A 13,601-nucleotide genomic window follows, 5' to 3' on the forward strand; every position below is an offset into this window, starting at 1 on the left:
GGTGAGAGGCGACGCTCGCTCGTACGCCGCGGCCCGTAAGGAACGGGCCGCGGACATCGACCGCTGGTTGACGGACCTGGTCCGCACCGCCTGCGGTACGCCGTACGGGCCTAACGGGGGAACGACGAGAAACGACGAGCGCGGCGCCCTCAACGGGGTCGCGCTCGTCGCGGTCGGGAGCCTTGGCCGCTCCGAACTCGCGCCGGGCAGTGACCTCGACCTGGTCCTGCTGCACGACGGGCGGGAGGACGTCGCGCGTGTCGCCGACCGCATCTGGTATCCGATCTGGGACTCGGGGGTCGGTCTCGACCACTCGGTGCGGACGGTGGACGAGGCGGCCAAGGTCGCCAGGGAGGACCTCAAGGCGGTCCTCGGCCTGATCCAGGCGCGGCACGTGGCCGGAGACCCGGAGCTGACGCGCTCGGCGCGTGAGATCGTGCTCGCCGAGTGGCGTGCCGACTCCCGGCGCCGCCTGGGCGAGTTGCGTGACGCCGCGGACAAGCGGGCGGAGGCGAGCGGCGAGCTGGCGTTCCTGCTCGAACCCGACCTCAAGGACTCCCGCGGCGGCATCCGCGACGTGCAGGCGATGCAGGCGGTGGCGGCGGCCTGGGTCGCCTCGGCCCCGGGTCCCCGGGTCCGTGAGGCCTATGAGTTGCTGCTCGACATCCGGCACGGTCTGCACCTGGTGACCGCCCGCGGCGCGGACAGGCTGGTGCTCCAGGAGCAGGACGCCGTGGCCGGGATGCTCGGGCTGCTCGACGCCGAGGCGCTGATGCGCAGGCTCGCCGAGGCCGCCAGGACGATCGGGCACGCCTTCGACGCCACCTGGCGCACCGTCGACCGGTTGCTCACCGGCCCCACCCCCCGTGGTCGTCGCCCGCTCGCCGACGGCGTCGTCGAGCACGGCGGAGAGGTCGTGCTCGCTCGCGGGGTGAACCCGCGCAAGGACCCGGTGCTGGTGCTGCGCGCCGCCGCCGCGGCGGCCGAGGCGGGGCTGCCGCTGGCGCCCGCCACGGTCACCACGCTGGCCGCCCAGTCGCCGCCGCTGCCCGTGCCCTGGCCGGACGAGGCGCGTGACGCGCTGGTGGCGCTGCTCGGGGCCGGCCGCGCGGCCGTGCCCGTCTGGGAGGAGCTCGACCAGGCGGGAGTGCTGGTCCGCCTGCTGCCCGACTGGGAGCGGGTGCGGCACCGACCGCAGCGCAATCCGGTGCACCGCTACACCGTCGACCGGCATCTGATCGAGGCCGCCGCGGGGGCCGCCTCGTTCACCCGCGAGGTCTCGCGGCCCGACCTGCTGCTCATCTCCGCGCTCCTGCACGACATCGGCAAGGGCTATCCCGGTGACCACTCCACCACCGGCGCCGTCGTCGCCCGCGACATCGGGACCCGGATGGGCCTGCCCCCGGCGGACGTCGACATCCTGGAGACCGTGGTCCGCCACCACCTGCTGCTGCCCGAGACGGCCACCCGCCGCGACCTGGACGACCCGGTGACGATCTCCCGGGTGGCCGAGGCCGTCGGCTCGCGTGAGGTCCTCGAACTGCTGGCGGCCCTCGCGGTGGCCGACGGCCACGCCACCGGGCCCGCCGCCTGGAACTCGTGGAAGGCCTCGCTCGTCGCCGACCTGGTACGCCGGGTGCGTTCCGCGCTCTCGGGAACCCCGCTGCGTCCCGCGCCCTCGCTCTCGGTGGAGCAGGCTTCCCTCGCCCGCCACGGCGGGGGCGCCGTGCGCATCAACGGGGGAGCGGTCACCGTGGTCGCGCCCGACCGCGCCGGCCTGCTCTGGCGCGCGGCCGGGGTGCTGGCCGCGCATCGGATGGTGGTCCGCTCCGCGTCGGCGGCCTCGGCGGGGGCGACCGCCGTCATCGAGTTCTCGGTCGTTCCCGAGTACGGTTCGCCGCCCGACCCCGCGACGCTGGAGGCCGACCTGCGCCTCGTCCTGGCCGGTCGTCTCGACATCGAGCAACGCCTGGCCAGGAGGACCAGGTCGATGCGCCCGGCCCGGGTGCCGGTGGCGCCGCCGAGGGTGAACCTGGTGGACGACGCCTCCAACACCGCGACCGTCATCGAGGTACGCGCCCATGATCGTCCGGGTCTTTTGTGGCGGATTGGTAGAGCATTTGGTGAATGTGGCCTTGACGTACGGGCCGCCCGTGTGGAGACTCTCGGCGCAGAGGCGGTGGACGTCTTCTACGTGGTCGACAGAGCCGGTCGCCCACTGACCGACGAGGTCCAGCGGGCACAGGTACGCGATCAAGTGCTCGCTGCCCTGCGATAACCGTAAAAAATCGGTCCCTAGTCGCCTTCGTAACGATTAAAGGCGCTATGTCGGTTTTGCCGATTCTTACTCGTGACCTTGTGGTGTGATGTTGTCCACTTGTGTCGTGATTGAGGGGTATCGAGAGCGGTGACTACGGCGACATCCGAGGGCGGGGGCGCTTCGGCACCCGACCGCGCTAAGCGGCCTGCCGCCCGCTTCGGTTTGAAGAACTGGCGCGTGCGTTCGCGCCTGACGGCCCTGATCCTGGTTCCGACGGCGGTGGGTGTCGTACTCGCCGGCACGCGGGTGGTGGCCTCCATCGACAGTGTGGCGGTCTACCAGCGGACCGCCGCCGCGGCGGAGTACTCCGGTGGACTCCGCGACCTCGCCCAGGCGCTCGGCCTGGAGCGTGACCGCGGTGCCTGGTCGTCGTTCCAGCCCACGAACAAGAGCCTGAAGGACAGCTCCGACGCGCAGCGGAAGACCGTGGACGCGCTGGTGAGGAAGGTGCGGCAGGAAGTCCAGGCGATCGACGACTCCTACGGAGCCAGGATCGTCGAGGCGGCCAAGAACGTGACCTACCAGCTGGACGGCCTCCCCGCGCTGCGTGCTCTGCCCGGTATCAACCGGATGGAACGATACAGTTTCATGATCGCTCCGTTGCTGACACTCCACGAGGAGCTCACCCTGGTCAGCGACGATCCGGAGATCGTCGGTAACACCCGCGCGCTCAGCGATCTGGCGTACGCCAAGGAGGAGGTCTCCAAGCAGCGCGCCCGGCTGCTGGCCGGTTACTACGCGCCCTCGCTCATCACCCCGCAGGAGATCGAGAAGTTCATCGCCTCCCGCTCCCGGATGGACGAGTACCAGGCTGACTTCGGCGTCGAGTCGACCCCGGCGAACGCGCAGCTTCTCGCGAGCGCCCTGATCGACGAGAGGGTCCACCGAGCCGAGCTCACCAAGGCCAGGGTCATCGTGCTCGCCAGCAACCCCGCGCGCACCGGGCGGCTGCTGTCGAACTTCAACGAGGTCAAGCAGTGGTTCTCGGACAACGCCGTGGTCCTCGACCAGATGCGGAAGGTCGAGAACAAGGTCGCCGGTGACGTGGTCACCCGGGCCAGGGATCTGCAGGACGCCGAGCAGCGCAACGCGATCATCACCGCGGGGCTGATCCTGCTGCTGCTCCTGCTGGTGCTCGGACTCACGGTCGTCATCGCCCGCTCGATGGTGACGCCGCTGCGCCGTCTGCGCGCCGAGGCACTGGAGGTCGCGAGCTTCAGGCTTCCCGAGATCGTGCGACGGCTCCGGGTCTCCGGCGACGCCCGCGAGCCCGACGTCGACCTCATCTCGATCGACACCAGCGACGAGATCGGGGAGGTCGCCAGGGCCTTCGACGAGGTGCAGCGGCAGGCCGTCCGCCTCGCCTCCGAGGAGTCCGAGCTCAGGTCCAACATCAGCGCGATGTTCGTCAACCTGTCGCGGCGCACCCAGACCCTGGTCGAACGGCAGATCTCGCTCATCGACGGTCTGGAGAAGGGCGAGGAGGACGGCCGCCGCCTGGCCGACCTGTTCAAGCTCGACCACCTGGCCACCCGCATGCGGCGTAACTCCGAGAACCTCCTGGTCCTCGCGGGTCACGAGCCGACCCGCAGGCGGAGCCAGCCGGCCAAGCTCGTCGACGTCGTCCGCGCCTCCCTGTCGGAGGTCGAGGACTACGAGCGGGTCCAGGTCAAGGTGCACCGGACGATCTCGGTCGCGGGCAGCGCCGCCAACGACATCGTGCACCTGGTCGCCGAGCTGGTGGAGAACGCCATCCAGTTCTCCCCCCGGACGAGCCAGGTCGTGGTCTCCAGCAGCATGATCGAGGGCGGCGGCGCACTGCTCGCGGTGAGTGACCCGGGCATCGGCATGACCCACGAGGAACTGGTCGAGACGAACCGCAGGCTGGCCGACCCGCCCGTCGTCGACGTCTCGGTGTCGCGGCGCATGGGCCTGTTCGTGGTCGGCCGCCTCGCGCTGCGCCACGGCATCCGGGTCCAGCTGCGCCCGCAGGAGGGTGGCGGTCTCGTCGCCATGGTCCTGTTCCCGCCCGCGCTCGTCGTCCAGGCGACCCAGCCGGTGCAGACGCCCTCGTGGGGTGGCGAGCAGGCTTCCTCGCGGGATCTCTCCGCCCAGCCGTCCACCGCGGGTCGCCCGCCCGTTCAGCAGTTCTCCTACGGGCAGTCCCAGCCGGGGCTGGGACACACCCACCCCTCGTTCGAGCAGGGGCAGTCTCCGTTCGGGCAGGACCCGTTCGGACGTGATCCTTTCGGACAGACCTCCTTCGGGCAGGCTTCCGTGGATCTGCCCTCGTTCGGCTCCGCCGACCGCCCGGCCCAGGACTGGCCGGTTTCCTCCGGTGCCTCCGAGGGAGGCGGCCAGCCCTTGCCCAAGCGCCAGGTCAACGGCAACGGTGCTCCTCCCGCCTCCGATTTCTCCGCCTGGAGCCAGTCCTCGTACGAGGAGACGGCGGAGGAGATGCCCACGGTGGGCGTCTCCTCGCTCGACGCCGAGCAGGAGGAGTACCTGCCCATCTTCGCCTCGATCGAGTCCGCCTGGTTCCGCCGCTCCGAGGGCGCCGGGCCGGAGGAGCCGACGCCCCCGGACGGCATGCCGGCTCACGAGACACCGCGGACGAGAGAGCAGGAGGGGGCGATGGCCGCCGAGCAGTCCGTTCCGGCGGAGGAGCCCGACAGCTGGAACACCCCGGCCGACGCCGGGTGGCGCGCCGCCCAGGCGGCGAGTGAACCCTCGCTCGGCGGGGTGACCGCGGCGGGGCTGCCCAAACGCACCCCCAAGGCGAACCTCGTACCCGGTACGGCCGCGGCCGTACCGGCCAGCCCCATGCCGCCCCTGTCGCCGGACAGGGTGCGCAACCGTCTGTCGAGCTTCCAGCAAGGCGTACGGCGGGGCCGCGCCGAAGTAGTCGAAACCACCACCAGAAGCCTGGTTGACGAGGAGGAAGGCTCGTGACGACCCTGAGTCATGAGGCACGCAGGTTCGACTGGCTGATCACCGAGTTCGTCCGTGGCACACCCGGTGTCGCGCACGCGGTGTGCGTCTCCGCCGACGGGCTGAGGATCGCCAGTTCCGAGGGGTTTCCGCCGGACAGGGCGGATCAGCTCGCCGCGGTCGCGGCGGGACTGCTCAGCCTGACGGTGGGTGCCTCGCGGGTGTTCGAGGGGGGCGCCGTCACCCAGACCGTGGTCGAGATGGAGCGTGGCCTGCTGCTGGTCATGGCGATCAGCGACGGCTCCGTGCTCGCCGTGCTCGCCTCCCCCGACTGCGACATGGGTCTGGTGGCCTACCAGATGACCCTGCTCGTCGAGCGGGCGGGACAGGTGCTCACCCCGGCGCTCCGCGCCGAGCTGCAGTCTTCCCGGGGCCGGTGATGACCGCGCTCCCGCTCGGTCTCATCACGGGAGAGGCCCGTGCTCGGGATTGACGGAACCGAGGACGACGAGCCTCTGTTCCGCCCGTACGCCATGACCGGTGGCAGGTCGGAACCTCGTTTCCACCTGGCGATGGAGGCACTGGTCTCCTCCTCCTTCATCATGGAGGAGGACCTGGCGCTGCTCACTCCCGAACAGGATGCGATCATCAGGCTCTGTCGTTCGTATCGTTCGGTCGCCGAGATATCCGCTCTCCTGAAGGTTCCGCTCGGCGTGGCCCGCGTGCTGGTGGCCGATATGGTCGATGAGGGCTTCGTCCGTATCCACCAGCCGCATCTCAACGAGGGACAACCGGACCTCAACATGCTCGAAAGGGTTCTCAGTGGACTTCGCAGGCTCTAGCCAGAGTGGCCTGACGTCAACGAAGATCGTTGTCGCGGGCGGGTTCGGTGTCGGCAAGACCACGTTCGTGGGTTCGGTGTCGGAGATTCTGCCGCTGACCACGGAGGCGGTGATGACCGACGCCAGCGCCGGGATCGACGACCTCGGGCTGACTCCCCACAAGACGACCACCACGGTCGCGATGGACTTCGGCCGGCTCTCCCTGGACCGTGACCTGATCCTGTACCTGTTCGGTACGCCGGGTCAGCACCGGTTCTGGTTCATGTGGGACGACCTGGTCCGCGGCGCGATCGGCGCGGTGGTTCTGATCGACACCCGCCGGCTCGCCGACGGCTTCCCCGCGATCGACTACTTCGAGGAGGCCAAGCTTCCGTTCGTGGTCGGTGTCAACGGCTGGAACGGGGAGTTCCCGCACCACGAGGAGGAGGTGCGGGAGGCGCTGACGCTGGCTCCGCACATTCCCGTCGTGCGGACCGACGCCCGCTCCCGCGACTCCGTCAAACGCACGCTGATCACTCTGGTCGAGCATGTTCTGCGGGTCCGCACGGCCTCTGGGACGTCCGCGTAGTCCGGCGTTCTCTCCGGGACGGTTCCGTGCTCGGCGGGGTCGTCTCCGGAGAAGGGGCCCGAGTCTTCCCCGGCGGGGCGTGAGCCGGGAGTCGTCAGCCCGGCACCCACTCCTTCCAGGTTAGTTTGTTGGCGTCGATCCATTTCTGGGCCGCCTGGGGGGCGCCGAGGCCATTGTCGGTCATGTCGCTCGCCACCGCGTTCTGCTGCTCGCTCGTCCAGTTGAAGTTCCTGACCAGTTCGTAGGCCCTGCCGCCGGTGTCGGCGAACCGCCTGCTCACGATCTTGTCGAGCAGGTACGGCGGGTAGTCGCACCTGATCCTGGCGGGGTCGGCGTCGCAGCCGATCGCGTACGGCGGAAGGTTGACCTTCGCCAGTTTGATCTGGCCGAAAAGCCAGTGTGGCTCGTAGAAGTACATCAGCAGCGGGGTCCGGTTGCGGGTCGCTCGCCTGGCCGCGTCGATCAGCGCTTTCTCGCTGCCCGCGTGGACGACCCTGTAGTGGAGGCCGAGATTGCGGACCAGGGCCTCGTCGTTGGTGACCTGCGAGGGATCCCCGTCGAGCAGTTGACCTAAATTGCCGGATTTATCCGTTTTGAAGAGATGTGCGTACTTATTGAGCTGCCGCCAGTCGGTGATCTGGGGATGCTCGTCCGCCATCCACTGGGGGACGTACCAGCCGACGACCCCCGTGGGGCCGCTCCTTCCCGCGGAGACCGCGACCTTCTTCTCCTCGATGTAGGCCCGCTTCAGGGCCTCCCGCCCCCAGTTCTCCACGATCACGTCCACCGTGCCCCGCTCCAGCCCCTCCCAGGACTGGAGCGGGTCGAGCCTCACCGTCTCCACCCGGTAGCCGAGCTCCTGGGTGAGCAGGCGGCCGACGACCGCGGCGCTCGCCTCGGAGCCCGCCCACCCGTTGACGGCGATCCTCACGGTCTCGCCGTCGGATGCCCGGGGCGCGGGTGCGACCGCCTCCCCGGTGCAGGCGGCGAGTGAGAGGAGCAGTGCGATGAGCACCGGCAGGGCACGAACGGTCGAGCGGGAGCCGCGAACCTGACGCGCGGCGTCGCCGGGTGTGGCCACGGTCTCCTCCAGGGCCCGCCACCCGGGCTCGGCGGGCCGGGGTGCACGGTGAGAACTGCGGATGCAGGGGGCAAGGTATGGCGCGAATCGCGAATATCGTGCATCACGATGTCACGCTCCTCGGGAGCTCGTCGGGGATGCCTCCATCCTCCTCTGTTTGGAACGATGCAAACGGCCATAGGGGCCCGGAAGTTCCTAATAAGATTATTCGGCTGACCAGAACCGGAGTTCCAGTCGTAGCTGGAGCTCCGGATACGGTCCCTGCTTCACCACGAATACGCATCTATAGAGCTGCGTTCGCTTGGCCCCACCGGTTGATATGTGCTCGAATTGCCGGGAACCACAGGAAATTCGGCCAGGGGGTTCATCCACCGAGAGGGCAGCGTTCGGTGAGTACACACGAGATCCAGGGCGCGGGCAGCCGCCTGCGCCTGCGGAACTGGCGGGTGCGCCGTCGCCTCGTCGCGCTCGTTCTGGTGCCCTCCATCGCCGCGGTGCTGCTCGGCGGTGTCCAGGTAGTGGCCTCGCTGCGCGCGGCAGGCGACTACCAGCGGGTCAACGACCTCGCCCGGCTCTCCGCCCGCGTCGGCGCGCTCACCCATGAGCTGGCCGAGGAACGCGATCGCACCGCCTGGTTCGTCGCCCTCGGCCGCCCTGAGGGCGGCGTAAGGAACATCAGGGCCCAGATGGATCTGGTCGACGGCTCCGCGGAGCGCGTCCGTGAGAGCGGCTCGCTGCTCGGTGAGGGGGTGAGCGGGCGTACCAGGGACGAGATCGAGAGCGCGATCACCCGTCTGGACGACCTTCACCTGCTGCGCGAGCAGGCACTGAAGTCGACGCTGCTGCCCGACGCGACCATCGCCGCCTACTCCCTGGTCATCGCCGATCTGCTCTCCCTGCACGACGAACTCGGCAAGGGCAGCGACGACGACGTCCTCTTCGGCCAGGCGCTCACCCTGGACGCGCTCGCCCGCGCCAAGGAGGCACTCTCCCTCCAACGGGCGCTGCTCACGGTGGTGCTCGTGGCGGGACGGTTCGAGCAGGGACAGATGGAGCAGTTCCTCGGCGCGATCTCCATCGAGCGCAACGAGCGCAGGACCTTCGCCGCCGAGGCCGGAAGCAGGGAGCGCCGCCTCTTCGACGAGACCGTCAACGGCCGCACCGCAGAACGCGCCGACCTCATCCGCGAACTGGTCCTGCTCCGCGCCGCCTCCGGTGACTCGCTGAAGGGCCTGGACCTGGAGCGGAAGGACGACGCCAAGGAGTGGTACGACGCGGCCACCGTCACCATCGGCCACATGCGCGAGGCAGAGGAGCGGCACGCCCAGGTCATCGTCGCGCGCAGTCAGCAACTCGGCGACGACGAGCAGAACCGTGCCCTGATGGTCGCCGCGGCCGTCGCCGCCCTGATGGCGCTCGTGCTGGTGGTCACCATCTGGGTGGTGCGCTCGCTGGTCAGGCCGCTGCGGCGGCTGCGCAGGGAGGCCCTGGAGGTCGCGGGGGAGAGATTGCCCGCGTACGTCCAGCGGGTTCGCGAATCGCACGGTGGGCACGGTGAGAGCATGGTCGCCGACGTGTCACCGATCGGGGTACTGTCGCGTGACGAGATCGGCGAGGTCGCCAGGGCGTTCGACGAGGTCCATCGGGAGGCGGTCCGGCTGGCGGGGGAGGAGGCGAGGCTGCGCAACACCGTGAACGCGATGTTCGTCAACCTCTCCAGGCGGAGCCAGACCCTGGTGGAACGCCAGCTCACCCTGGTCGAGCGGCTGGAGCGCGGCGAGCGCGACGACCAGCGGCTGGCGGACCTGTTCAAGCTCGACCACCTCGCCACCCGGATGCGCCGCAACAGCGAGAACCTGCTCGTCCTCGCCGGACAGGAGGTGGCGCGGCGCTGGAGGCAGCCGGTCGAGCTGATGGACGTGGTCAGGGCCTCGCTGTCGGAGGTGGAGAACTACGAGCGGGTGACGAACCGGGTCCGGGCGGAGGTCGCCGTCGCGGGTCCCGCGGTGAGCGACGTGGTCCACCTGTTCGCCGAGCTGATCGAGAACGCCGTCTCGTTCTCGCAGCCGACCACGAGGGTCACGGTGTCCGACAGCCGGATCGACGGCGGCGGTGTGATGGTGTCGGTGACCGACAAGGGCATCGGCATGACGCTCGACGAGCTCTCCGAGGCCAACTGGCGGCTGGCGAACCCGCAGGCCGCCGACGCCTCGGTCGCCCGCCACATGGGTCTGTTCGTCGTCAGCCGCCTCGCGTTCAAGCACGGTATCCGCGTCCAGCTCCGCCCGCAGGACTCCGGTCTGGCCGCGATGGTCCTGCTCCCGGAGTCGCTTCTCGTCCTGCCGCCCATCGGGGAACAGATGCCCGGTTCCTCGCGGTCCTCGGCCGTCTTCCCCGGTACGTCGCCGAGCGCGGGGCTGCCCGCCGGTGTGGTCGGCTTCCCGCAGGGCGAGACCGGTCACCTGTTCCCCGGCGAGGCGCCCGATTCACCCGACTCGCCGTTCCCGCACGTCCCGGGTGACGCGCCCGCGCCGTTCCCGCACCGGGGAGTTCCCGTGTTCGCGGCGCCCACGGTCACGCAGGCACCTCTCACCGAGGAGGGCGGGCCGGACGCGACCGAGCGGAACGTGTGGAGCCCGCCCGCGGAGCGGTTCCGTCCTCCGGGGGAGCGAGGGGAGTTCCCGCAGCCGCCCCCCGGCCTGTTCGACCCTCTTCCGGGAGCGTCCGACCCCCTCGCCGGCGAGGTCCCGGCCGAGCGGGAGGACGACTTCCTGCCGATCTTCGCCGCGGTCGAGTCCGCCTGGTTCCGGATCGCCGATCCCGCCGGGGACTCCGGTGCGGAGACGGCCCGCCCCGAGGCGGACGACGCTCCCGACGACTCCGCGCCGGAGGGGTCGCCGGTCGAGCCGGAGCCGTGGACCTCGCCCGGTGACAGCGGCTGGCAGGCCGCGCAGGCGGTGAGCGCTCCGGCGCACGGCGGTACGACCGAGGCCGGCCTGCCCAGACGCACCCCCCGGGCCAACCTGGTCCCCGGCTCGGTCGCGCCGGTCGCGGGACCCGAGCCGTCCCCCGCGCCGGACGCGCCGCGCCTCTCGCCGGAGCAGATGCGCAGCCGCATGTCGAGCTTCCAGGAGGGTGTGCGCAGGGCACGCAACGAGCTCCCGGACAGGGAGGGGTAGCGTGCGGGCCGACAACCGGGACCAGGGGCGGGAGCTTCCCGACGGCCGGGCCTCCTCATGGCAGGAGCGGTGGGACGACACGCCTCGGTACGGGTTTTCCGCCGGGGCGCGGGGATACGGCTCGCCGGAGGAGAGGCCGGGGTTCGTGCCGTTCGTCGGCGCGGCCGGGGCGCGGGGGTACGAGGCTCAGGAGGAGACGGCCGGGGCCCGGCGGGGCGGGCGCTTCGGATACGCGTCCGAGGACGAGGACGAGGAGCCGGCCGAGGAGGAGAGCTCGCTGATCCGGATGTACGCGGTGACCGGGGGGCGGGTCGTCCCGAGTTCCAAGCTCGCCATGGAGGCACTCGTCTCGACCACGACCACGGCCCCGCTCGGCCTCTCCTATATCCGGGAATATCGTTTCATCAGTGATCTGTGCCGAAGTATCCGCTCGATCGCTGAGATATCCGCGCTTTTGGGGGTCCCCCTCGGCGTCACCCGCGTCCTGGTCTCCGACATGGAGTCCGAAGGGCTGGTGCGGATCCACCACCCCCGGGTCAGCGCGGCGGGTCCCGGGCCCGACCTCCTCGAACGCGTACTCAACCACCTCAAGGAATAGGCCCGTTCCTCGCACGCGCCGCGTCTCGCGGAGATCCGGTACGGGTGCGGAGAACGGGACGGCGGGCGTCCCGCGTCAGGCGGAGCGGACGCCGGTCTCAGGCGAGCCACCAGCGGGCGGCGACGAGCTCGGCCACCAGGGTCTCGGTCAGGAGCGCCACGTCGGGGTCGTCGTCGTGGCGGTAGCGGACGGAGGCCTTGGCGCCGGGAAGCTCGCCGCCGACCGTCAGGACGGTGGAGCCGCGCTGCCGGATCCAGTCCATGGCCTGCTCGTCGTAGCGGGAGCCGGGGAAGAGGATGGCGCGGTAGTCGAGGGTCTTGGTGAGGTAGACGTCCACGTGGGCCCAGTCACCGGTCTCGCACGCGTCGGCCGCCCTGCGGGGCCCCTCGCGGAACATCAGGGCCGACTGCTCGGCCGAGGACAGGTGCTCGGCGGGAGCGATCGTGTAGACGCCGTTCGGGCCGTCGAGCAGCGTCGCGGCCGGCTCCAGCCACTCGTCGCGGCGGTCGAGCAGGTCGGCGGTGGCCTCGGCCGTACGGCGGATCAACCCGGGCACGTCCCCGCCCGACGCGGTGAGACGCTCGCCGAGTGCGAGGAGCAGGGCGAGGGTGTGCTGGAAGGTCCGGCAGGAGACACCGCCGCGCTCCTCGCCCGCCACCATCGGGACCACCAGGTCCGCACCCTCGGTGACGGCCGAGTCCGGGTGGTTGGTCAGCGCGAGGACGAAGGACCGGCCCCGGTGGCGGGCGACCGCGTCCAGGGTCTCCCGGCTGCCGCCGGTGGCGGAGATGGCGACCACCAGGGTGTCGGGGCCCGGCGGGTAGGACGCCGCGGCGGAGGCGTACTCGGCCACGGCGTCGATCCCCGCGGCCCGCAGGCGCAGCGCGGCCACCTGGGCGGCGTACCGGGAGCTGCCCATGCCGAGGAGGAGCACCCGCCGGATCCCGGCGGGAATCCCCGCGAAGGGATCGCCCGCCTCCAGGGTGCCGGCGAGGGCGGCCAGTGCGGCGGGCTTGGCCTCCAGGTCGGCGAGGTACAGGTCGGGAATCACGGGGTCTCCTTCGTGGGGAACAGCGGATTCGGCGGGTTCGCCGGGTTCGCCGGGATCAGCGGTACCGGGAGCGCAGCACGCCCATCGGGGCGTAGCGCCAGCGGGGAAGATGCCTAGCCGCGTAGACGAGCTCGCGGCACTCCTGCTCGATCTCGAAGGGGCGCAGCAGGGAACGGTCCAGCAGGGCGGCGTGCCCCAGCTCGTCCAGCCGCCTGAGGTAGGCCGACTCCAGGACGGCGCGGGCCGTGGCGGACCACCCGGCGATCATCGCGGGGTCCGCGTCGCGGCGCCTGATCGCGACCTGGCCGACGTGTTCGAGGCTCATGGTGAGCTGGGCGAGGTCGCGGGCCGCGGGCTGGAAGGGGTCGGCGCCCGCGACGGTCGGGTTGCCGTCGAAGTCGATCACCGCGTAGCCGTCCCGCCAGCGCAGGATCTGGCCGACGTGCAGGTCCCCGTGGATGCGGATCAACGGGGTGGCCCCCACCCGGGCGAGGGGCGCCAGCTCGGCGCGGAGCGCGTCGGCGCGCTCCGCGAGCCAGTCGCCGTCCTCGCCGTCGGTCAGCGCGAGTGCCTCCGCCAGGGCCTCGCCCGCCCGGAGGGACCACGGGCTCTCTCCCGCCCGTACCGCGTCCGACCGCCTGACGGGGGTGGGGAAGGTCGCGGAGGGGGTCGCCATCGCCGTGTGCAGGTCGGCGGCGAGGACGCCAAGGTCGACGGCGAAGGAGGTGCCGTGCGAGACGGCCTCGTCCACGCACCACTCCCAGCCGTCACCGGCCCCGGGCAGGTACGCGGTGACGAGGGCGAGCAGCAGCTCGGAGCCGCCGTCGGCGCGCCGGGAGACGGACGCGTACGGCGTCGCGGTCGCGGTGAAACCGACCGACGTGAGGTGCGCGAACATGTCGGGTGTGGGGTGGGGGAGCGGTGCGGGCGGGGTGAGCCATTTCACAACGACCTTCTCGCCGACGACCACCGAATAGTTGGTCTGATCGACCTCGAACCCTCGTTCGGCCGCTGCCCTCGATGACGATTGA

10 protein-coding genes are annotated in these 13,601 nt (G+C 70.9%); 7 read left to right on the forward strand and 3 right to left on the reverse strand.

Annotated elements, in window-relative coordinates:
- Window position 1 precedes the first annotated feature (1 nt).
- The 5 genes from AB0B96_RS10970 to AB0B96_RS10990 all read left to right on the forward strand — a co-directional run bounded on the left by AB0B96_RS10970 (window position 2) and on the right by AB0B96_RS10990 (window position 6,661).
- Window positions 2-2,278, forward strand: coding sequence for a [protein-PII] uridylyltransferase (locus tag AB0B96_RS10970; protein WP_350948725.1), 2,277 nt, complete (start codon window positions 2-4; stop codon window positions 2,276-2,278).
- A 219-nt stretch (window positions 2,279-2,497) separates the two neighbouring features.
- Window positions 2,498-5,272 (forward strand): nitrate- and nitrite sensing domain-containing protein, encoded by a 2,775-nt coding sequence (locus tag AB0B96_RS10975; RefSeq protein ID WP_362897666.1) that lies wholly within the window; start codon window positions 2,498-2,500, stop codon window positions 5,270-5,272.
- Window positions 5,273-5,277: 5 nt separating this feature from the next.
- A complete protein-coding gene (locus AB0B96_RS10980; protein ID WP_350948729.1) occupies window positions 5,278-5,691 on the forward strand; it encodes a roadblock/LC7 domain-containing protein in 414 nt (137 codons plus the stop codon).
- A gap of 39 nt (window positions 5,692-5,730) precedes the next feature.
- Window positions 5,731-6,093 carry a DUF742 domain-containing protein gene (locus AB0B96_RS10985; RefSeq protein ID WP_362897668.1) on the forward strand — a complete coding sequence of 121 codons (363 nt, stop codon included), beginning with the start codon at window positions 5,731-5,733 and terminating at the stop codon, window positions 6,091-6,093.
- On the forward strand, window positions 6,074-6,661 hold the full coding sequence (locus AB0B96_RS10990; RefSeq protein ID WP_350948722.1) for an ATP/GTP-binding protein: 588 nt from the start codon (window positions 6,074-6,076) through the stop codon (window positions 6,659-6,661). The genes AB0B96_RS10985 and AB0B96_RS10990 overlap by 20 nt, the downstream gene beginning before the upstream one ends.
- Before the next feature lie 94 nt (window positions 6,662-6,755).
- Here the strand turns inward: AB0B96_RS10990 and AB0B96_RS10995 are convergent, their stop codons facing one another.
- A complete protein-coding gene (locus AB0B96_RS10995) occupies window positions 6,756-7,742 on the reverse strand; it encodes an ABC transporter substrate-binding protein (RefSeq protein ID WP_362897670.1) in 987 nt (328 codons plus the stop codon).
- A gap of 389 nt (window positions 7,743-8,131) precedes the next feature.
- Between AB0B96_RS10995 and AB0B96_RS11000 the strand changes: the two genes are divergently transcribed.
- Together AB0B96_RS11000 and AB0B96_RS11005 are read left to right on the forward strand one after the other, a co-directional pair.
- Entirely contained in the window at window positions 8,132-10,921 is a 2,790-nt protein-coding gene (locus AB0B96_RS11000; RefSeq protein WP_362897672.1) for a nitrate- and nitrite sensing domain-containing protein, read from the forward strand.
- 1 nt (window position 10,922) lies between these two features.
- The gene (locus AB0B96_RS11005; RefSeq protein ID WP_362897674.1) at window positions 10,923-11,519 is read left to right on the forward strand and encodes a DUF742 domain-containing protein; all 597 of its coding nucleotides are present in this window, start codon (window positions 10,923-10,925) and stop codon (window positions 11,517-11,519) included.
- 97 nt (window positions 11,520-11,616) lie between these two features.
- On the opposite strand, the gene AB0B96_RS11010 is transcribed toward AB0B96_RS11005, so the two are convergent.
- Both AB0B96_RS11010 and AB0B96_RS11015 read right to left on the reverse strand, forming a co-directional pair.
- Complete coding sequence (locus tag AB0B96_RS11010) at window positions 11,617-12,570, reverse strand: SIS domain-containing protein (RefSeq protein WP_362897676.1); 954 nt, start codon at window positions 12,568-12,570, stop codon at window positions 11,617-11,619.
- Between the two features lie 55 nt (window positions 12,571-12,625).
- Window positions 12,626-13,516: a hypothetical protein gene (locus tag AB0B96_RS11015; RefSeq protein ID WP_362897678.1), complete on the reverse strand. Its 891-nt coding sequence runs from the start codon at window positions 13,514-13,516 to the stop codon at window positions 12,626-12,628.
- Between the last annotated feature and the right edge of the window lie 85 nt (window positions 13,517-13,601).

It is taken from the genome of Streptosporangium sp. NPDC049046 (genome assembly GCF_040649155.1).
Classification (GTDB): Bacteria; Actinomycetota; Actinomycetes; order Streptosporangiales; family Streptosporangiaceae; genus Streptosporangium.